Below are 19,354 nucleotides of genomic sequence, written 5' to 3' on the forward strand. Positions count from 1 at the left end.
TTTTCAGAACTGATTCATTGAAAGTTATTAAAATGAATATACTCAAAATCAGCATTTCCAATCTCCGCGAAAAAAAGCTCAACAGCTTTTTGAGTACGATGCTCCTGACACTGGGAATTGGGATGATTTCACTGCTTTTATTGCTGGACAAACAGCTGGACGAACAGTTTAAAAGGAATATCAAAGGTATCGATATGGTGGTCGGGGCAAAGGGAAGCCCCCTGCAACTGATACTGTGCAGCATATATCAGATAGACTCCCCTACAGGTAATATTCCGCTGGAAGAAGTATCACGTTTGAAAATGAACCCGTTCGTCAAATCCGTAATACCTTTGTCCATGGGAGACAACTACCAGAGCTTCCGGATTGTAGGTACCACTCCTCAGTACATTCAGCATTTTGGTGCCAAGCTTGCAGTAGGAAAACTATTTACCACTTCCATGGAAGCAGCCATTGGCAGTAAAGTGGCCAGCACCACCGGACTCAAAGTGGGGGACACATTTTCAAGTTCACACGGCCTGGATGCAGAGGGCGACTCACACGGAGATAATCAATACCGAATAACCGGAATTTTTGAAGCAAACGGCTCGGTGATTGATCAGCTCATTGTGACGAGCCTGGAAAGTGTCTGGGCTATTCATGATCATGGCGGCCAGGTGAATATGTCTTTGGGCGCAGAAGATTCGGACCATGAGCACCCGGAAGCCGAACTGCACTCTGAAGCAAAAAAAGAGGTAACCAGCGCCTTAATACAGTTCCGTAATCCTATGGGACTAATTGCTTTGCCACGCCAGATCAATCAGAATACCTCCATGCAGGCCGCCTTACCCAGTATTGAGATCAACCGGCTGTTCTCCCTGCTCGGTGTGGGTATCGAAACATTACGGGCACTGGCACTTGTCATTATCAGCATTGCGGGAATTAGTGTTTTCATATCTCTCTATAATTCTTTGAAGGAAAGAAAATATGAAATGGCCCTGATGTTATCTATGGGTGCCACCAGAACAAGGCTTTTTCTGATGCTCCTGATGGAAGGGATTGTTCTTTCCTTATTGGGCTATCTAGCTGGTGTAGTAATGAGCCGGTTTGGTCTCTGGCTGTTTGCAAAGGCAGCCGAACAGGACTTTCATTATTCGCTCAACCAGTTTAAGCTGTTGCCCGAAGAACTATACCTGCTGGCAGCAGCGTTATTTGTTGGGTTGATAGCCGCCATCCTGCCTTCCCTGGGGATCTATCGTCTTAATATCTCCAGAACACTGGCCGAGGAATGATATTCTTTTTAAATTTGTTTGATTTCCTGAGTACCGAAAAGATATAAAAACAAAAAAGTCTGGCCCAATGAAAGTGCTTCGTATCTCCTTGATTCTCTTCTGTGTAACATCTCTGTTTGCTTTTACACCCACCGGCAATCCTGTAAAACTTACCTGGGAAACCCTTCGGGATGTAACATTTAAGAAAAAATGGTATGCCGAAGAATCCATCTACATGCTTCATCCCACCTTCGGAGCGAGCGTCCAGAAACTTAAAAATCAACCTGTTAGTATCACAGGATACGTTTTACCGGTTGATCTGGATGCCAATCTTTACGTTTTGTCTGCTTTTCCTTTCAGCGCATGTTTCTTTTGCGGGGGCGCTGGGCCAGAAACGGTTATGACATTAAATTTCAAGAAAAAGGCCCGTAAATTTAAGACAGACGAGCGCCTGACCTTCACGGGTACTTTACAGCTTAATGCTGATGATATCTATAAGATGAATTACATTCTTGAAAACGCGGAGATAGCGGAATAAATCCGCCACATTTTCCTGATGGACGTTAGACGCCCAGTAACTTCCAAACTCCGGAGATGAAGAACAGGACCAGCCCGACAGGCGTAAGTACTTTCCAGCCCAGGTACATGAGCTGATCCACCCGGAGGCGCGGCAAGGTCCAGCGTGCCCACATTTGAACCAACACGCCTATCATAGCCTTGCCAAGAAGCCAGAAGGCTCCAGAAATATATCCGAACCAGGTTCCAGGCTGCCCGCTCGTCCAGTCGGCAAGTTTAACGGGGCCTATGTTGGGAAAAGGGGTATTCCAGCTACCCAGAAAAAGAATGGCTCCTAAAAGAGAAACCAGCAACATCATACCGTATTCTGAAAGCATAAATAATGCCCATCGCATACCAGAATATTCGGTGTGAAAACCAGCCACAAGTTCCGATTCTCCTTCTGGCAAGTCAAAAGGAGCCCGGTTGCATTCCGCCAGAGAGGCTATAAAGTACACGATGTAAGCCAGCAATAAAAAGGGGTTCCTGATGATATTCCAGGACAAAAACCCTCCCACCTGGCTAATATCTATTCCCCATTGCCGGATACCCAAAAGGTAAACTGTGTCCGCACTGTAAATCCCCTGCTGAAAACTAATGACCTGCAAATCAAGCGTCTGTGATAACATCACCACACAGAGAATGGACAAACCCAAAGGTATTTCGTAGCTGATGATCTGAGAAACGGCACGCATTGCACCGTACAGTGCATATTTATTGTTTGATCCCCAGCCCGCCATCAGCAGGCCCATTACATCTACCGATACAATCGTGAGCAGAAAAAACACCCCCACTGCTGCCCCCGAGCCTGCCAGATCAGGAGCAAGCGGCACCACCGCAAAACCTGCGAATACTGAAATAAATATGATTACGGGAGCGGCCAGAAAAAGCCATCTGTCCGATGCCTTTGGAACAATATCTTCCTTTTGAAGCAACTTAAGAAGATCGGCAAAGAGCTGAAGAAGACCCCACTTTCCCACTTCCATAGGCCCAAGCCGGTCCTGTATAAAAGCTGACACTTTGCGTTCGAGATATACACCCACTACAACGAAGCCCGGTACTGCAAGAAGAAAAATAATAAGCGTGAAAGGCATCAATTCAAGACCATTATGCGACTCTCAATCCGAGATTCTTTGTACAAAAGTACTTAAAAAACTTACTCGTCTTCGTCCTTTTCACCTTTATATCCCGATTCCTGAAACAAATATCCGGCATTATCAATGTTCATAAGTTCGGGTAGGGATAGCTCCGGATGCTCCGTTGCAAACTTATTGACAATGCGCCAGCCAAGCCAGCGGCCTATGCCACCCGGTACTTCATTTCCTATTTCCACTGTAAAAGGCCTTTCTCCGATATACTTCTGCTTTTTCAGATCATTTTTTTCGTACAAAAGCTTGTTGGTAATAAAATAAGCCCAAATATCCTTCTGGCTGTTATAAGTCCTCTGGAGATTTTCTTCCGAGTATCCCAGCACCAGGCTATCCGGGCATTCTGGAAGTACCTGTTTTACAAACTCGAAACTCTTGCCATACCCTATCATATCCGCCAGCAGGGTGTGGTCGGCAGGGTTAAGTTTGTTATATTTTCCCGACATATAAAATAGGATTGCCGGTACTATAGATTCCTTCTGGTACCTTCTTAGCTGATAGTCAAATACATTGGGACGAAAGCGGGCGGCGGCTCCTCCAAAATAATCAAGCCCGATCACAATGAGCGAATCTGTGATGTAGAGATCGTTTCCGGTAAATCCCGTCATGATAAATTTTATTTTTGGTGATCGGAACGAGGGGTAATTTTCCCGAATCCGTTCAAAAGCCGCGGCAAGAGGATCCAGGATGACGGTCTTCTTATCTCCTATGATTGAATCCACCTCGCTTTTAAAGGATCTGAAATCCTTATTACCCAGTACTTCAAAGAGGTGAGCAGCGAGCTGAGTACTATCTCCCTGAAAATCGGTGAAATATCCAGCCCGGAGATAGGAATGGTTATCAAGAAAATTTTCGACATCTTTGACAGACCCAGCTCTGAACAGTTCTTCATCCAGGTTGTCAGCAGATAGCGCTACTTTTGTGGCAGAAAAGTCTGCCTGGCCCTTTTGACTGTCGCCACATGACAATAGAATGCCGGCAACACCCATCCAAAACAAATATTTAATTTTATCGAACATCAGGGGAAAATCAGTTTAATATGCCCAACGAAGTACCAAAAATAGAAAAAAAAAGAGTTAGCATACTGGGATGCGGCTGGCTTGGATTCCCATTAGCCCAACGATTAAGTGAAAGTCCTATTGCATTTTCCGTTCAGGGAAGCACCACCACCCCAGCTAAAATTGAACAGTTACGCGCAATCGGCGTGGGGGGATTTCTGTTAACCCTGCATCCGGAAATAGATGGAGACTCGGAACAAATTCGCCAGTTTTTTGAAACAGATATGCTGGTCATTTCAATTCCGCCACGTTTAAGTAAAAGTGAAGCCGGAAATTATGCTCAGCAGATCCGCTCCGTTGCGGAACAGATCAAAGCCTCGCCGGTCCGGGAGGTCATTTTTATCAGCTCAACAGGAGTATACCCGGACCTGAACAGGATAGTGACCGAAGATGATGTGAAACTACCGGAGGAATCCGCATCTCCCGAAATGGTTTCAGCTGAGAATATCATACAAACATTACGTCCGCAACGAACGGTTTCCATAGTACGGCTCAGTGGCCTATTGGGTTACAACCGCATCCCGGGGAAATATGTACAGGGCCAGAAAGACATGACCACCGGCTCAATTCCGGTAAATTATATTCACCGGGACGATGCTGCGGGAGTAATCCTTGAAATGATCAAAACGGGGATTCACAACGAAACTTTCAACATTGTGGCTCCCATACATACCAGCAGAAGACAGGTTTATGAAAAGTCCTGCGAACAATTCGGCTGGGAGTTGCCGACCTTTAAAACGATCGACCCCGGACCGGATTTTAAGATTATTTCAGGAGAAAAATTCAGCCGGTTTTACCGTTACAATTTAAAGTACCCCGACCCTCTGGATTTTTTCTATGCGTTATAAACAAAAACACCGGAGGGTCTGCTCCGGTGTTTTTGTTTATATATTCCAATTTACTGCGCCCCCAGCAGCTCTGTCAGTTTGGCTTCCAATGCCGGGCCCCGTAAATTTTTTGCAATGATTTTCCCCTCTTTGTCCAAAAGAAAAGTAGCCGGGATAGCCTTTACCCCATAAGTTTGCGCTACAGCAGAATTCCAGAACCGAAGGTCCGAACCATGGAGCCAGGTAAGCCCATCCTTTTTGATAGCGTTCTTCCAGGCAGTGGCTTCCTTATCCAGCGAAACTCCGTAAATCGAAAACCCTTTATCTTTAAATTTGCCATACATTCTCACCACATTCGGGTTTTCCTGTCTGCATGGGCCGCACCAGGAAGCCCAAAAGTCAATTAGAACATATTGGCCCTTCAGCGACGACAGGGCAATCGGTTTGCCTTCCGGGTCATTCAGGGTAAAATCCGGTGCTTGTTCCCCCACAGCCAATCCGGCTATTCTCTTGATCTGCCCTATAAACCCTTTTGCAATGGTGGGCGTAGGTTCAACTTTTTCAAAATCACCGGCCAGTTTCTTTAAAATACCGAGGTCGGTATCCGGGCTAAGAAAATTATTGGCCGCAAAAAGAGCAACCAGCGAAGTTCCCATTTCTGGGATCAATTGCCTTATCCTGGCGAGCCTGGCTTCATTTACCTGTGCATAGGCTGCCTGAATCTCCTGTATTTTTTTGGTATCCTTCTTTTCATTTGCCTTCTCATACTCAGCATTCCATGCGGTAACCTTTGCTGAAAATTCCTGCATCAGGTCATCTATCTTAGCATAGTACTCCATGTTTCGGGAGCCGGTCACACTGGGTTTAGGCTGATTACCTACCGCAACCTGAAAATCCTCTCCTCCCTCAACCAACAGCACAACACGCTGGCGGTCAGCTATATTTATGGTATAAAAGCTACCGCGGTCCTTTTCTTTTGCTTTAATAGTGAAAGTACCATCCGATGCCAAAACCGTCGAATCCACTTTAAAAGAGCCCCCCGTTGCCGCCGATTGTGCCAGCACGACTTTTTCTCCTTTCACTCCCCCCGCAACCTTACCTCTGACGGTGAATTCCTTGGGCACCAGTGACTCCTGAGACCGGGCCGCAAAACTCAACAACCCTAAAAAAAGAACAGAAAATATTTTTTGTGCTACTGCTTTCATGTTGTTTGAGATTAACCTGCCTTTAAGGCTATATTTTTACTGAAGCTTCTGGGCTAATAACTGGTTCACAAGTTTAGGATCCGCAGTTCCGTTTGATCTTTTCATAACCTCTCCTACAAACAACCCCATCAATCCTTTCTTGCCTTTCCGGTATGCTGCAACTTTATCCGGCATAAATCCGATTACCTCATCTACCAACGTTTCCAGCTCATTCGTATTGCTGTTCTGTATCCAGTTATTTGAAATAGCTATTTCCCTGGGTGAACTTCCCGCTTCGGTGAGCATAACCGGGAATATTTTTTGTACCGCCGTGGAATGGCTCACAACATCCGACTCACTGAGCTCTATTAATTCCGCGAGCCGGGACGCTGTAATCGGGAACTTGGTGATATCTCCTTCATTTTCATTCAGGAAAGACTTAACAGGCCCCATTAACCAGTTGGAAATGGCTTTGTAAGAAGTTGATTTGGCACAAACTTCTTCAAAGTACTGAGCCATCTCCCGGGTATCGGTGAGCACGGCGGCGTCATAAGCAGGAATACCATAATGCGTCACAAATTTCTCACGAAGTTCATGCGGAAGCGCCGGCATACCAGCCTTGATCTCTGCCAACCAGGCGTCGGATATCACCACAGGACTTAAATCAGGATCCGGGAAATAACGGTAGTCGTTCATGGTTTCTTTTACCCGCATACCATATGTCTCGCCCGATTCAACATCAAACATCCGCGTTTCCTGATAAATCGGCTCCCCGTTTTCCAATAAAGATATTTGCCTCCTGGTTTCAAAATGAATGGCTTTCATCATGTTCCGGATGGAATTCATGTTTTTCACTTCCACTTTAGTACCCAGTTTTTCCGCTCCTTTCTTTCTGACCGACACGTTGACGTCGGCCCTCAGCGAACCTTCCTCCATGTTCCCGTCGCTGATGCCCAGATACCGCACCAGCCGCCTGATTTCCGTTACAAACGCCCCTGTTTCGTCAGCCGAACGTAAATCGGGTTCCGAAACCATTTCTATCAGCGGGGTACCTGCACGGTTATAATCCAGGAGTGTTTCGGTGTCACTGCCGTCATGTACGGATTTGCCCGCATCTTCTTCCAGGTGAATATGATGAAAACGGATACGTCTGTCGGCCAGCACTCCGTCCGCACCTTTGGCCGAAATATCAATACCTCCGTCCACACAAATGGGAAACTTATCCTGCGAAATCTGATATCCCTTCGGGAGATCCGGATAAAAATAATTCTTACGGTCAAAGGTAGTACGGCGGGTAATGGAACAGCCACAGGCCAATCCCATTTTAACCGCATATTCAACCGCCTTTTTATTTACCCTGGGCAGGGTACCCGGTAAAGCCAGCGTAAGCGGACCAATATTGGTATTAGGCTCGGTGCCAAATAAATTCCGGTCTCTGGCAAACAGTTTGGATTCAGTCTGCAGCTGGCAATGTACTTCCAGCCCGATTACAGCTTCATACCGGTCCAGAAAAACGTCGGTTATATCAGCAGGGGTAAGAGCGTTTTCAGTCATATTCTACACAAATTCAATTGCAAAGATACAAATACGGGTCGTCCATGATATGGACGACCCGTATTTTATATTGAGTCAGTATGTTTTTACAACGTATTGATCCAGTTTGCGATAATAATTATATCCGCTTTAGGAACGTGCGCCAAAGGAGCCATTGGCGGATACCCAGGCCAGTGCTCGGGTTTCGGACTGTGTACCAGCTCTACGATCATATCGGGCGTATACTTTCTCTTGGCTACTTCCGAATATGCCGGGCCAATCAACTTTTCATACGGCTGGTGGCAGGCAAAACAGGCATACTTATTAAGTAATGCTGATACCTCGGCGGGTACTGCCTTTTTTGCAGGTTTGGCCTCTGCAGGAGCTTCCGGTGTCTTTTGGGTGCTGTCAGCAGCGGGTGTTTCCTTGGTTACGGCTGGTGCCGGCGCTGCTGCTTCGGTAGCAGCCGCTTCCTTTTTGTAATTCTGAATATCTGCCAGAGCGGTTTCTTCACGCACTTTGCTTCCAGAACCATAATAGGTATCATACTTGTCACGATCCTCTTTTGAGGAGCAACCCATCCAGACTGAGGCTACCAGGGCGATAATAGCCAAAGAGGTACTTTTGTTAAGAGTCATTTTGAATAAAAATTTTAAGAAATTTCCGCCAGATTATCCTATATACTGATAAATCACCACACGAAGAAAGCAAGTTTGTTCTAGATTTCCTTACAATCACAAAAATATGATTGGCGCCGAAAATCCAGCAAACATATACAATTAATTGAATATGAGTAGCTTAAATATAAAAAACAGTGTTTTATCTCACTTATAAATAATCCGGCAGAGGTTTTTTTGTAAATATATATTTTAAAAATAATTTTCATAATTTGCTAATAATCCGAAAGTTATTACCTTTGCAGTCCTATTTGTAAAACGATGTAAAGCAATGGCTAAGAAAGGTAATAGAGTTCAGGTAATTTTGGAATGCACCGAGCAAAAAGAATCAGGAGTTCCTGGGATGTCCCGTTATGTAACAACAAAGAATCGTAAGAATACTCCGGCTCGTATGGAATTGAAAAAATTCAATTCATTCCTGAGAAGGTATACCATCCATAAAGAGATTAAATAGTACGTTAAAATGTTAACCGTTATACACTGGTAACGGTAGTGAACATGGAAATGTAACGGATAACTAATTAACTTATAACACTAAAAATATACAGACATGGCAAAGAAAGTTGTTGCTACCCTGAAAAAAGAAGGCGGTAAATCATTTGCCAAAGTGATTAAAGCCGTAAAATCTCCAAAAACAGGAGCTTATACCTTCAAAGAAGAAATCGTACCGCTTGATGGCGTACAAGGAGCTTTGAAAAACTAAGGATATAGCCGCCTTATGTTTTAAAGTTTTTACTTTGAATAAATTAAAGTCCCTTTTGGGACTTTTTTTGTTTTATTTTTGAATTGCAATGCGGCTGATCCGGCCACCGGACATCCCTCTGCAGACAGACACCAGACGTTACGGCTTTACCCCATACACTTGATTATGAGCTTATTCGGTTTTTTTTCCAAAGAGAAAAAGGAGACTTTAGATAAAGGATTAGAAAAAACAAAGGACAGTTTTTTTGGCAAACTTTCCAGGGCCATCGTGGGCAAAACCACTATTGATGAAGACGTACTGGATGAACTGGAAGATATTCTGGTAAGTTCCGACGTGGGTGTTGAAACCACCCTGAAGGTCATCAAACGTATTGAAGAAAGGGCGGCAAGGGATAAATATGCCAGCACTGCCGAGCTGGATATCATGCTGAGAGAAGAAATTGCGGCCCTGCTGACCGAAAACAAATCGGTTGACATTACTGATAGTTTTGAGACGGAGCACTTACCCAAGCCCTACGTGATTATGGTTGTGGGCGTAAATGGTGTGGGTAAAACCACCACCATCGGAAAGCTGGCTCACCAGTTCCAGCAGCGCGGGCACAAGGTTGTCCTGGGTGCGGCAGACACCTTCCGGGCGGCGGCGGTGGAGCAGCTTAAGCTTTGGGGGAAACGTGTGGATGTACCGGTTATCGACCACGGAATGAATACCGATCCTTCCGCGGTGGCCTACGATGCCCTCAAGAAAGGGACTGAAATTGGCGCGGATGTCATCATCATTGATACGGCCGGACGGCTGCACACCAAGGTAAACCTGATGAACGAGCTGTCCAAAATTAAACGGGTGATGCAAAAAATTATTCCTTCGGCACCACACGAAGTTCTGCTGGTTTTGGATGGAAGTACCGGCCAAAACGCCGTGATCCAGGCACGGGAATTCACCAAGGTTACTGAAATAACAGCCCTCGCCATTACCAAACTGGACGGAACCGCCAAAGGCGGCGTAGTGATAGGAATATCCGATGAATTCAAAATCCCGGTAAAATACATCGGCGTAGGTGAAAAAATGGATGATCTCCAGGTTTTTGATCGCTCGGAATTTGTTGACTCACTGTTTAAGAAAATTGGCTGATTTTCCCAGAACTTTGCACCCCATTTTGCTATCTCACTATCAGTAACTTGTCCCGTTATATCGGTAGAAATTTTATCCAAACAAAAAATGAAGGCTACAGGCTTAGCAGTTTTTGCCAATAGCTAATAATCATGAAAACCAAAGGAATAGTAAAGAATAAGGTCAATATAGTAACGCTGGGTTGTTCTAAAAACCTGGTAGATTCGGAAGTGCTCTACACCCAGCTGCAAGGCAATGGATTCAATGTCGCACACGAGTCAAAAAAAGATGATTCACAAATTGTTGTCATCAACACCTGCGGGTTTATTGATAATGCGAAGGAAGAATCCATAAACACCATACTGCGTTATGCCGATGCCAAAGCAGCAGGGATGGTGGATAAGGTGTATGTAACAGGCTGCCTGTCGCACCGCTACAAGGATGAGCTTTCCGTTGAAATTCCTACTGTTGACGCCTGGTTTGGCACCAATGAGCTGCCGCGTTTGCTCAAAACTCTGAAGGCCGATTACAAACATGAGCTCGTGGGCGAGCGTCTGCTCACAACACCTTCTCATTACGCCTATCTCAAAATTGCCGAAGGCTGTGATCGTCCATGCAGTTTTTGTGCCATTCCGATCATGCGCGGCGGGCATGTCTCCCGTTCTATCGAAGAGCTGGTCAAAGAAGCGAAATCCCTTGCCAGACGAGGTACAAAAGAGCTGATACTGATTGCCCAGGACCTTACCTACTATGGGCTGGATATTTACAAAAAAAGAAACCTTTCGGATCTGCTTGCCCAGCTTTCGGACGTGGAAGGTATCGAATGGATACGCCTGCAGTATGCCTATCCTGCAGGTTTTCCGATGGACATCCTGGATGTCATGAACGAACGAAGTAATATCTGTAAATACCTGGATATGCCCTTGCAAACGGGTTCTACGGAAATCCTGAAGGCCATGCGCCGCGGGATCACCCGCGAAAAAACCGAGGCCCTCATTACAGACATCCGTGAAAAAGTCCCCGGCATTACCCTGCGTACCACACTCATTGTAGGACATCCCGGAGAAACGGAGCAACTCTTTGATGAAACCTATGAATTTGTAGAAAAGATGCGTTTTGACCGTTTGGGAGCATTTCAATATTCTCATGAAGACAATACCCATTCTTACACCATGCCCGACGACATTCCGGCTGAGGTCAAGCAGGAGCGGGCAGATACCATCATGGAATTGCAGCAGGGAATATCTTATGAACTGAATCAGCAAAAAATAGGAAACACCTACAAGGTACTATTCGACCGGAAGGAAGGTGGGCATTTTATCGGACGTACCGAATTTGACTCCCCCGAAGTGGATAACGAAGTTTTAATACCTGCCAGCCAATATGTCCGTCTGGGTGATTTTGCAAATGTAAAAATCACCTCTGCTGAAGAATTTGATTTATACGGAGAACTGGCGGGTTAGAGAATCAGACATTATATTTGTATATTTTTAATATTTATTTTCCGTAATAGCACGTATGTTACAACGAGTTCAAACCGTATTCCTGGCGATTGTGATGATAGGTATGGGTGTATTCCTTTCTTTTCCGGTATGGCATAAAACAGCAGCCACGGGTGAGCAGAAGGTGGACCTTACAGCCCTGAAACTGACGCACCAGATAAACGCAGTACAGTCCGAAGTGCAGCCTACTTATTATCTCATGATTGTGGCAATAATAGTGGCCGGAGTGGCTGCTTATACCATTTTTCAATTCAAAAACAGGATGCTGCAATCTGCTTTATGTGCCGTAAATTCCATCCTGATGACGGTGATTATTGGGCTGGTCATTTACTTCACCTATTACAAGGCTGCGAAATTTTTTGAGCCAGGAGCCCCCGGAAACTATGATACAGGATTTTACGGATTGGTGGCCTCCATGCTTGCCAACGTTTTTGCCAACCGTTTTATCAGAAAGGACGAAAAAACCGTTCAGCAGTCAAGCCGTCTCCGATAAGTTATTGTGACGATACAAAAGACATGGAGAACCTGACTTTCAGATTCTCCATGTCTTTTTGGTATCAATCATCTCATACCAGCCCTTCACGGAGCAGGTCATGCAGGTGTACAAAGCCCTTCACCTCACCTTCCTCAACTACAATAACCTGGGTGATACTGCGCGACTGCATCAGCTGGAGCGCGTTGACAGCATACTCGTCAGGATGAACAGACACCGGCCTGGGCGTCATGATATCAGATGCTTTAAGCCGGAACAGATCCTCCACCCGGTGCTGTTTAAGCATACGTCTCAAATCACCGTCGGTGATGATTCCCGCCATTTTCCCTTCTGCATTGATGACGGCAGTAGCTCCAAGCCTTTTTGAACTAATTTCCATGATCACCTCCTGAAGGCTGGCCGAGTCATGAATCAGGGGCACGGCATTTCCCGGATAGATATCGCAGATTTTGAGATATAACCGCTTTCCAAGCGAACCGCCAGGATGAAATTTAGCAAAATCATCGTGCGTAAAACCCCGGGTTTCAAGCAAGCAGATCGCCAGAGCATCCCCCAGCGCCATGGTAACGGTAGTACTGGTGGTAGGTGCAAGATTCAGCGGATCGGCCTCGGTGGGCGCATAGGCATGTAAAATGTGGTGGGAATTGAGCGCCAGATAAGAATCCCTGTTGCTTACCATGGCTATCATGATTACTCCGGTACGCTTCAGCAGCGGTACCAGAACCTTTATTTCCGGTGTATCACCACTTTTGGAAATAACAATCACCACATCGTTCTCCTGGATCATGCCCAAATCCCCGTGTATCGCGTCGGCGGCATGCATGAATAAGGCCGGCGTACCGGTAGAATTAAGTGTTGCTACGATTTTCTGCCCCACGATCGCGCTTTTGCCAATTCCCGATATCACCACCCTGCCCCCTGAATGAAGAATGGCATAAACACATTTTTCAAATTGTTCATCAATATGTCCCGCAAGATTTTGTACCGCCAGGGCTTCCTGCTGCAGCACTTCTTTTGCTATTGACTGAATATTTTTTATTAATTTCAAATTTGAATTACAGTTTTAGACAGATCCGATTATAATTATTAATTTCAAAGACAAAGATAGAGAACTTTGGGAGAACCCTTTTGTTGACAAAGTATGGTAAAGAAGGTTGAAAAAGTCGTTTTAGATACGTTAAAAGAAAGGCTTAAAGAGATATTTGGTTACAGCCAGTTCCGGGGAGATCAGGAGGTTATTATTCAGAATATCCTCCTCGGAAAGAATACGTTTGTTATCATGCCTACCGGCGCAGGAAAATCATTGTGTTACCAGCTGCCAGCGCTTGTAAGTGATGGTATGACCATCGTGATATCTCCGCTGATTGCTTTGATGAAAAATCAGGTAGACCAGCTGACTGCATTTGGAATCAATGCCCAATTCTTGAATTCAACCCTTACCAAAGCAGAAATGACCAGGGTAAAAACCGACGCACTCGACGGTAGCCTGAAACTGCTTTATATAGCACCCGAATCCCTTACAAAGGAAGATAACCTGGATTTCCTGAAAAAAGTCAAAATCTCCTTTGTTGCCATAGACGAAGCCCACTGTATCTCCGAATGGGGGCACGACTTCCGCCCCGAATACCGCCGCATCTATGGAATAATCGAGAATATCGGCCAGCTTCCGATTATTGCACTTACGGCAACCGCTACGCCTAAGGTACAGCAGGATATCCGCAAAAACCTGCAGATGGAGGAGGCCGAGACTTTTAAATCGTCCTTTAACCGTAAAAACCTTTATTACGAGATCAGGCCTAAGAAAGATGTAAAAAAACAACTGATCAAGTATGTCAGGAATAACAAGGGCAAGTCGGGGATCATTTACTGCCTGAGCCGGAAAACGGTTGAAGAAGTTGCCGAGCTGCTGACCGTTAACGACGTAAAGGCGCTCCCCTACCACGCCGGGCTTGACAGCAACACCAGGATGGCTAACCAGGATGCGTTCCTGAACGAGGAATGTGATGTGATTGTCGCGACGATCGCTTTTGGAATGGGGATTGATAAGCCCGACGTACGGTTTGTTATTCATTATGACGTCCCCAAATCGCTGGAGGGATATTACCAGGAAACCGGGCGCGCCGGGCGCGACGGCCTGGAAGGCAACTGTCTGATGTTCTACAGCTATGAGGATATCACCAAACTTGAAAAGTTCAACAAAGACAAAACCGTAACCGAACGTGATAATGCCAGGCATCTGCTCAACGAGATGGTGGCCTATTCAACTCTGGGAGTTTGCAGGCGCCGCCAGCTTTTAAGTTATTTCGGCGAATACATGGATAAAGATTGTGGCTTCTGCGACAACTGTCTTAAACCAACCGAAAAAAACAAAGTACAGGATGACGTAATTCTGGTGCTCAGGGCCGTGCAGCTTACGGAGCAGCGTTTTGACGGCGAGCACATTGCAGACCTTCTGACAGCCACTGAAAACCAGTATGTTAAAAGTTACGAGCATGATCAGCTCGACGTTTACGGTAAAGGCCTGGAACTGAACGAATCCCGCGATTACTGGATATCAACCATTCGCCAGCTGGTGATATTCAACTACCTCGAAAAAGATATCGAGAACTATGGTATACTTAAAATCGGAGAAAAAGGCACCAACTACCTCAACGACCCATACCCGGTAACGCTTCATAAGGACCATAACTTTGAAGAAGAGGAAGTGAAGCCGGAAGATGACGACAAAGATGCCGCAGCCGGTGGAGGAAGTGCACATGCTTACGACGAAGCATTGCTTGGAATGCTGAAGGCTCTCCGGAAAAAAGTGGCCAAAGAAAAAAACCTGCCTCCCTATGTAATCTTCCAGGATCCGTCCATGGAGGAAATGGCGACTACCTACCCTACCACGCAGCAGGAAATGGCCCAGATCAACGGCGTGGGTATGGGCAAGGTCCAGAAGTTCGGGCGGCAGTTTATTGACCTGATCACGCGGTACGTGGAAGAGAACGACATCGAAACAGCCAAGGATGTTGTTATTAAGTCGACGGTAAATAAGTCGAAAATCAAAATTTATATCATTCAGCAGGTCGACCGTAAGATAAGCCTGGATGAAATTGCGGAAGTAAAAGATCTTGCCCTTGCCGACGTCATCGAAGAAGTTGAACATATTTGTTATTCAGGCACCAAGCTTAACCTGGATTACTATATCAATCAGGTGATCGATAAGGAACGCCAGCAGGATATCTATGATTATTTTATGACCGCCGAAACAGACAATATTGCAGCAGCCTTGACAGAATTTGCCTCCGAAGAAGTGAGTGAAGAAGAGCTGAGACTGATGCGTATCAAATTTTTGTCTGAGTTAGCAAATTAATTTTTCCTGAACCAAAATCCGTAATAGACACCCTTTTGGTGAAATTGTAAAACAAGTTATGAATATACTAATATTGGGTTCGGGAGGAAGAGAGCATGCTTTTGCCTGGAAAATTGCTCAAAGCCCCCTTTGCGATAATTTATATGTTGCTCCCGGAAATGCCGGGACGGCTTCCGTTGCAACCAATTTACCCGTCTCCTATAATGATTTTAAAGCCATTGGTGAAGAAGTAGTCGCCAGGAATATCGAACTGGTAATCGTTGGGCCGGAAGAGCCGCTGGTGAATGGAATTGTAGATTATTTTGAGACAGAGCCTTCCCTGAAAAAAGTAAAAATTATTGGCCCGAATAAAACCGGCGCACAACTGGAGGGCAGCAAAGATTTTTCCAAGCAGTTCATGCATAAATATGGCATTCCTACCTCAACCTCACAGAGCTTCACCGCCGAAACCCTTGAAACGGGAGTTGAATACCTGGAGCGCCATTCTCTGCCCATCGTACTAAAGGCCGATGGCCTGGCAGCCGGGAAAGGGGTAATCATTGCGGAGAAATACGATGAGGCCGAAAAAGCTTTCAGGGAGATGCTCGTGGATGGAAAGTTTGGGGAGGCTGGCAACAAAGTAGTTGTGGAACAGTTTTTGAGAGGCATTGAACTTTCCGTTTTTGTATTAACCGATGGCGAAAACTATAAAATCCTTCCCGAAGCAAAAGACTACAAAAGGATAGGAGAAAATGATACAGGACTTAATACGGGCGGTATGGGTGCTGTTTCACCGGTCGCATTTGCGGATGCCAATTTTCTGAGAAAAGTAGAAGAAAGGGTGGTAAAACCGACACTTGCCGGATTAAAGAGTGAAGGCATCCGTTATGTGGGTTTCATCTTCATAGGGTTGATGAACGTTAAAGGAGATCCCTATGTCATTGAATATAATGTAAGAATGGGTGACCCGGAAACGGAAGTAGTATTGCCCAGGATACAATCTGATTTTGCGATGCTTATGGCGGCTACCGCTAAAGGCACGTTACATGACTTTGAAATGAATATATCGCCTCAGGTAGCTGTTACCACGGTTCTGGTTTCGGGCGGTTATCCGGGTGACTACGAAAAAGGAAAGGTAATTACCGGAAGTGAAAAAGTAGAAGATGTGTATTTATACCACGCAGGTACTACTTTTAATGGAAATACCGAAGTCGTTACCAATGGAGGACGTGTAATGGCCCTCACCGGCGTTGCCAATTCTCTTGAAAATGCTGTCCATAAATCTCAGCGTGCTGCGCAGGTAGTACAATATGAAGGGAAATATTTCCGGCACGACATCGGTATGGATTTAATTCGTTATAACGCTTGATGAAGACGACTAAGATATGGGATGTGGATCATGTTCATCCGGCGGCTGTGGCACCAGTGGAACGGCCGTTTCAGGATGTGGAAGCAATGGAACCTGCGGAACAGGTGGATGCAATAAAATGAACGTCTTCGACTGGCTAAGCCACATGGATGTGCCTTCCAGCCAGCGTTTTGATGTTGTAGAAGTTAAATTTAAAGGAGGAAGAAAAGAGTATTTCAGGAATATAAATCAGCTGGAATTTTATACCGGCGACTGCGTAGTCTGCGAAATGGCCTCTGGTCAGCATATTGGTACCGTTTCCCTGCAGGGAGAATTGGTGCGGCTTCAGATGAAACGAAAAAATGTGGTCATCAATGACGACCTGCATGTGATCTACCGCGTTGCCAATGAAAAAGACCTTGATAAACATACCCAGGCAATGGCCAGGGAAATGCCCACGCTTTACCGCACCAGGGAAATTATCCGGGAATTAAAGCTGAATATGAAGTTGTCCGATGTTGAATTTCAGTCGGATAATACCAAAACTACTTTTTACTATTCATCCGAAGAACGCGTTGATTTCCGGGAACTGATCAAATTACTGGCTTCCGAATTTAAAGTGCGTATTGAAATGAGGCAGATCAGCCTCAGACAGGAAGCCAGCAGGCTCGGCGGGCTCGGCTCTTGCGGAAGAGAACTGTGCTGCTCTACCTGGCTGACGGACTTCAAGAATATTTCAACTTCGGCAGCCCGCTACCAGAACCTTTCGCTGAATCCTGCTAAACTTTCGGGCCAGTGCGGGAGGCTTAAATGCTGCCTCAATTACGAGCTGGAGACCTACATTGACGCGCTGAAAGATATACCGGCAGTGGATGCCCCGCTTAAAACCAAAAAGGGCATTGCTACCCTACAGAAAACGGATATCTTTAAGAAAATCATGTGGTTTGGCTTTGACAAGGAAACCAACTGGTATCCCGTGGCGATTGAAAAAGTACTTGAAATTATTGAGCTCAATAAAAAAGATATTATACCGGAATCGCTGGAAATTCTTACTCCCGAACCTGACAAAAGTTTGGACAAAGGACCTCAGAAACTGAATAGTGATCTTGAAAACCTTGACCGTAAGTACAGCGAGGAACAGAAAAAGAAGAAAAAGAAGAAAAACAGGACTGGGAAAAATAAGAACGGAAACAAACCCCAGGCGGCAGCACCGACAACACAACAAAGCAAAATCTGAACAGACGGCTCACAAAAAATTCATGTGGGCCGTTTCTGTTATGCACCTTCTAAAAATAGAACACAGGTACACAAAACAACTTGCCTTGCTCTTGCGACCATACGTTTCCATGATGATTCATACAAAACGCGATCAGGCTCTGAATTGAAATTGTAACCCAGGCACCCATTACTTAACCATTCCGCATGAAACTGCATATCGATAACCTGCATACCATAGCCCACAAGGACTCCAGAAACATCATAGGGCTCATGTCAGGTACCTCCTTGGACGGACTGGACGTGGCGTTTTGCAAAATAAAAGGAAATGGTACGGAAACCTTATTGAAGGTAGAACAATTCATTACAGTACCTTATGATGAAGCATTTAAGGAAAAAGTGAGGAAAATATTTGCCAAAAGAGAAATTGACTTTCAGGACCTTTGCCTGCTCAATCCCTATATAGGGACAGAACATGGGAAAATGATCCTGCAGTGCCTGCAAAACTGGCAAATAGAACCCGAAACCGTTGATCTGATCGCAAGCCATGGGCAAACGGTTTTTCACGCACCAAAAAAACAGCACCGACTGGCAGAATTCCCCAATGGCACCCTCCAGATCGGAGATGGGGATCATATTGCTGTTACAACCGGTATCACAACGGTAAGTGACTTCAGGCAAAAACACGTAGCGGCAGGGGGCGAGGGGGCTCCACTGGCGGTTTACGGCGACTACTATCTGTTTTCAAAAAAAGGGGAGAATCGGATTCTCCTCAATATGGGAGGAATCGCCAATTTCACTGTACTCCCCGGAAACATGGATCCCGAGCTGATTTTCACGACAGATACAGGCCCTGGTAATACCTTGATTGATGCTTACATGCGTCGCTTTTTCAGGAAACCTTATGACGAAAACGGAGAGGCTGCTGCCAAAGGAACCGTTAACGGGATACTGCTGGATAGCCTTAAGAAGATACCCTTTTTTGACGCACCATTCCCTAAAACCACCGGCCCCGAAGTTTTCAATTTCGATTATGTGGAGAATGCCATTCAGAAATCAAAGCTTACTTCACTTTCGCGGAATGATATTATCGCAACTTTGACCCAGCTCAGTGCAGATACCATTGTAACTTCCATCCAGAAAATAATCGACTCCTCGGATCAGTATACCGTTTACGCCAGCGGCGGAGGCGCTCATAACCCGGTACTGATGGCAGCCATACAAAACCAGCTTCAGCATTGTTCTGTAAAACAACTGGAAGTGCTGGGAGTATCTGGCGATGCAAAGGAAGCCGTTTTATTTGCGGTACTGGCCAATGAAACAGTTGCCGGCGCACACATGTCTTTCGGCTCACGGGAAGGCGTACCGGGGATCACCATGGGGAAAATTTCTTTCCCCGGCTGATCGCCCCCTTCCTTCA

At 45.6% G+C, this 19,354-nt stretch carries 19 protein-coding genes; 13 read left to right on the forward strand and 6 right to left on the reverse strand.

Translation table 11 applies throughout. The features are described 5' to 3' along the window. Positions 1-32 precede the first annotated feature (32 nt). Together KOE27_RS21175 and KOE27_RS21180 are read left to right on the forward strand one after the other, a co-directional pair. Positions 33-1,271: an ABC transporter permease gene (locus KOE27_RS21175; protein WP_215240783.1), complete on the forward strand. Its 1,239-nt coding sequence runs from the start codon at positions 33-35 to the stop codon at positions 1,269-1,271. A gap of 67 nt (positions 1,272-1,338) precedes the next feature. After that, positions 1,339-1,788, forward strand: coding sequence for a YEATS domain-containing protein (locus tag KOE27_RS21180; protein WP_215240784.1), 450 nt, complete (start codon positions 1,339-1,341; stop codon positions 1,786-1,788). A gap of 25 nt (positions 1,789-1,813) precedes the next feature. Here the strand turns inward: KOE27_RS21180 and KOE27_RS21185 are convergent, their stop codons facing one another. Then, positions 1,814-2,899, reverse strand: a complete 1,086-nt coding sequence (locus KOE27_RS21185; protein WP_215240785.1) for a complex I subunit 1/NuoH family protein — start codon at positions 2,897-2,899, stop codon at positions 1,814-1,816. 62 nt (positions 2,900-2,961) lie between these two features. After that, positions 2,962-3,972 carry a gliding motility protein GldB-related protein gene (locus KOE27_RS21190; protein WP_215240786.1) on the reverse strand — a complete coding sequence of 337 codons (1,011 nt, stop codon included), beginning with the start codon at positions 3,970-3,972 and terminating at the stop codon, positions 2,962-2,964. 20 nt (positions 3,973-3,992) lie between these two features. On the opposite strand from KOE27_RS21190, the gene KOE27_RS21195 reads away from it, so the two are divergent. After that, positions 3,993-4,859, forward strand: a complete 867-nt coding sequence (locus tag KOE27_RS21195; protein ID WP_215240787.1) for a Rossmann-fold NAD(P)-binding domain-containing protein — start codon at positions 3,993-3,995, stop codon at positions 4,857-4,859. Positions 4,860-4,909: 50 nt separating this feature from the next. Here KOE27_RS21195 and KOE27_RS21200 read toward each other — a convergent pair whose 3' ends face one another. The 3 genes from KOE27_RS21200 to KOE27_RS21210 all read right to left on the reverse strand — a co-directional run bounded on the left by KOE27_RS21200 (position 4,910) and on the right by KOE27_RS21210 (position 8,193). Next, positions 4,910-6,043, reverse strand: a complete 1,134-nt coding sequence (locus KOE27_RS21200; RefSeq protein ID WP_215240788.1) for a TlpA disulfide reductase family protein — start codon at positions 6,041-6,043, stop codon at positions 4,910-4,912. A 36-nt stretch (positions 6,044-6,079) separates the two neighbouring features. Then, positions 6,080-7,576: an Asp-tRNA(Asn)/Glu-tRNA(Gln) amidotransferase subunit GatB gene (gene gatB, locus KOE27_RS21205; RefSeq protein WP_215240789.1), complete on the reverse strand. Its 1,497-nt coding sequence runs from the start codon at positions 7,574-7,576 to the stop codon at positions 6,080-6,082. A gap of 86 nt (positions 7,577-7,662) precedes the next feature. Further along, positions 7,663-8,193, reverse strand: a complete 531-nt coding sequence (locus KOE27_RS21210) for a c-type cytochrome (protein ID WP_215240790.1) — start codon at positions 8,191-8,193, stop codon at positions 7,663-7,665. Between the two features lie 310 nt (positions 8,194-8,503). Between KOE27_RS21210 and rpmG the strand changes: the two genes are divergently transcribed. The 5 genes from rpmG to KOE27_RS21235 all read left to right on the forward strand — a co-directional run bounded on the left by rpmG (position 8,504) and on the right by KOE27_RS21235 (position 12,037). Next, complete coding sequence (gene rpmG, locus KOE27_RS21215; protein WP_215240791.1) at positions 8,504-8,686, forward strand: 50S ribosomal protein L33; 183 nt, start codon at positions 8,504-8,506, stop codon at positions 8,684-8,686. A gap of 96 nt (positions 8,687-8,782) precedes the next feature. Beyond that, the gene (locus KOE27_RS21220) at positions 8,783-8,935 is read left to right on the forward strand and encodes a DUF4295 domain-containing protein (protein ID WP_138482365.1); all 153 of its coding nucleotides are present in this window, start codon (positions 8,783-8,785) and stop codon (positions 8,933-8,935) included. A 165-nt stretch (positions 8,936-9,100) separates the two neighbouring features. Continuing rightward, the gene (gene ftsY / locus KOE27_RS21225; RefSeq protein ID WP_215240792.1) at positions 9,101-10,063 is read left to right on the forward strand and encodes a signal recognition particle-docking protein FtsY; all 963 of its coding nucleotides are present in this window, start codon (positions 9,101-9,103) and stop codon (positions 10,061-10,063) included. Between the two features lie 131 nt (positions 10,064-10,194). After that, complete coding sequence (gene rimO, locus KOE27_RS21230; RefSeq protein WP_215240793.1) at positions 10,195-11,505, forward strand: 30S ribosomal protein S12 methylthiotransferase RimO; 1,311 nt, start codon at positions 10,195-10,197, stop codon at positions 11,503-11,505. A gap of 55 nt (positions 11,506-11,560) precedes the next feature. Then, the gene (locus KOE27_RS21235) at positions 11,561-12,037 is read left to right on the forward strand and encodes a DUF4293 domain-containing protein (RefSeq protein WP_215240794.1); all 477 of its coding nucleotides are present in this window, start codon (positions 11,561-11,563) and stop codon (positions 12,035-12,037) included. Positions 12,038-12,110: 73 nt separating this feature from the next. Here KOE27_RS21235 and KOE27_RS21240 read toward each other — a convergent pair whose 3' ends face one another. Beyond that, on the reverse strand, positions 12,111-13,085 hold the full coding sequence (locus KOE27_RS21240; RefSeq protein ID WP_215240795.1) for a KpsF/GutQ family sugar-phosphate isomerase: 975 nt from the start codon (positions 13,083-13,085) through the stop codon (positions 12,111-12,113). Positions 13,086-13,178: 93 nt separating this feature from the next. Here KOE27_RS21240 and recQ point away from each other — a divergent pair, with 93 nt between their 5' ends. From recQ to KOE27_RS21260, 5 genes are all read left to right on the forward strand, one after another. After that, complete coding sequence (gene recQ, locus KOE27_RS21245) at positions 13,179-15,392, forward strand: DNA helicase RecQ (RefSeq protein ID WP_215240796.1); 2,214 nt, start codon at positions 13,179-13,181, stop codon at positions 15,390-15,392. 58 nt (positions 15,393-15,450) lie between these two features. Further along, on the forward strand, positions 15,451-16,740 hold the full coding sequence (purD, locus tag KOE27_RS21250) for a phosphoribosylamine--glycine ligase (RefSeq protein ID WP_215240797.1): 1,290 nt from the start codon (positions 15,451-15,453) through the stop codon (positions 16,738-16,740). Beyond that, a complete protein-coding gene (locus KOE27_RS29895) occupies positions 16,737-16,862 on the forward strand; it encodes a hypothetical protein (RefSeq protein WP_255573879.1) in 126 nt (41 codons plus the stop codon). The genes purD and KOE27_RS29895 overlap by 4 nt, the downstream gene beginning before the upstream one ends. After that, positions 16,859-17,956, forward strand: a complete 1,098-nt coding sequence (locus KOE27_RS21255; RefSeq protein ID WP_229252866.1) for a PSP1 domain-containing protein — start codon at positions 16,859-16,861, stop codon at positions 17,954-17,956. Before KOE27_RS29895 ends, KOE27_RS21255 begins: the two co-directional genes overlap by 4 nt. Before the next feature lie 185 nt (positions 17,957-18,141). Then, on the forward strand, positions 18,142-19,338 hold the full coding sequence (locus tag KOE27_RS21260; protein ID WP_215240798.1) for an anhydro-N-acetylmuramic acid kinase: 1,197 nt from the start codon (positions 18,142-18,144) through the stop codon (positions 19,336-19,338). The last annotated feature ends 16 nt before the right edge of the window (positions 19,339-19,354 follow it).

The sequence above is a fragment of the Dyadobacter sp. CECT 9275 genome (assembly GCF_907164905.1).
Lineage (GTDB): Bacteria > Bacteroidota > Bacteroidia > Cytophagales > Spirosomataceae > Dyadobacter > Dyadobacter helix.

What these genes read in the sequence shown, in the direction of transcription:
- KOE27_RS21195 (WP_215240787.1), top strand. Translation starts at nt 3,993, where the DNA reads ATGCCCAACGAAGTACCAAAAATAGAAAAAAAAAGAGTTAGCATACTG.
- gatB (WP_215240789.1), bottom strand. Translation starts at nt 7,576, where the DNA reads ATGACTGAAAACGCTCTTACCCCTGCTGATATAACCGACGTTTTTCTG.
- purD (WP_215240797.1), top strand. Translation starts at nt 15,451, where the DNA reads ATGAATATACTAATATTGGGTTCGGGAGGAAGAGAGCATGCTTTTGCC.
- KOE27_RS21180 (WP_215240784.1), top strand. Translation starts at nt 1,339, where the DNA reads ATGAAAGTGCTTCGTATCTCCTTGATTCTCTTCTGTGTAACATCTCTG.
- KOE27_RS21185 (WP_215240785.1), bottom strand. Translation starts at nt 2,899, where the DNA reads ATGCCTTTCACGCTTATTATTTTTCTTCTTGCAGTACCGGGCTTCGTT.
- KOE27_RS21200 (WP_215240788.1), bottom strand. Translation starts at nt 6,043, where the DNA reads ATGAAAGCAGTAGCACAAAAAATATTTTCTGTTCTTTTTTTAGGGTTG.
- KOE27_RS21235 (WP_215240794.1), top strand. Translation starts at nt 11,561, where the DNA reads ATGTTACAACGAGTTCAAACCGTATTCCTGGCGATTGTGATGATAGGT.
- KOE27_RS21255 (WP_229252866.1), top strand. Translation starts at nt 16,859, where the DNA reads ATGAACGTCTTCGACTGGCTAAGCCACATGGATGTGCCTTCCAGCCAG.
- KOE27_RS21210 (WP_215240790.1), bottom strand. Translation starts at nt 8,193, where the DNA reads ATGACTCTTAACAAAAGTACCTCTTTGGCTATTATCGCCCTGGTAGCC.
- rpmG (WP_215240791.1), top strand. Translation starts at nt 8,504, where the DNA reads ATGGCTAAGAAAGGTAATAGAGTTCAGGTAATTTTGGAATGCACCGAG.
- KOE27_RS21175 (WP_215240783.1), top strand. Translation starts at nt 33, where the DNA reads ATGAATATACTCAAAATCAGCATTTCCAATCTCCGCGAAAAAAAGCTC.
- recQ (WP_215240796.1), top strand. Translation starts at nt 13,179, where the DNA reads ATGGTAAAGAAGGTTGAAAAAGTCGTTTTAGATACGTTAAAAGAAAGG.
- ftsY (WP_215240792.1), top strand. Translation starts at nt 9,101, where the DNA reads ATGAGCTTATTCGGTTTTTTTTCCAAAGAGAAAAAGGAGACTTTAGAT.
- KOE27_RS21260 (WP_215240798.1), top strand. Translation starts at nt 18,142, where the DNA reads ATGAAACTGCATATCGATAACCTGCATACCATAGCCCACAAGGACTCC.
- rimO (WP_215240793.1), top strand. Translation starts at nt 10,195, where the DNA reads ATGAAAACCAAAGGAATAGTAAAGAATAAGGTCAATATAGTAACGCTG.
- KOE27_RS21220 (WP_138482365.1), top strand. Translation starts at nt 8,783, where the DNA reads ATGGCAAAGAAAGTTGTTGCTACCCTGAAAAAAGAAGGCGGTAAATCA.
- KOE27_RS21190 (WP_215240786.1), bottom strand. Translation starts at nt 3,972, where the DNA reads ATGTTCGATAAAATTAAATATTTGTTTTGGATGGGTGTTGCCGGCATT.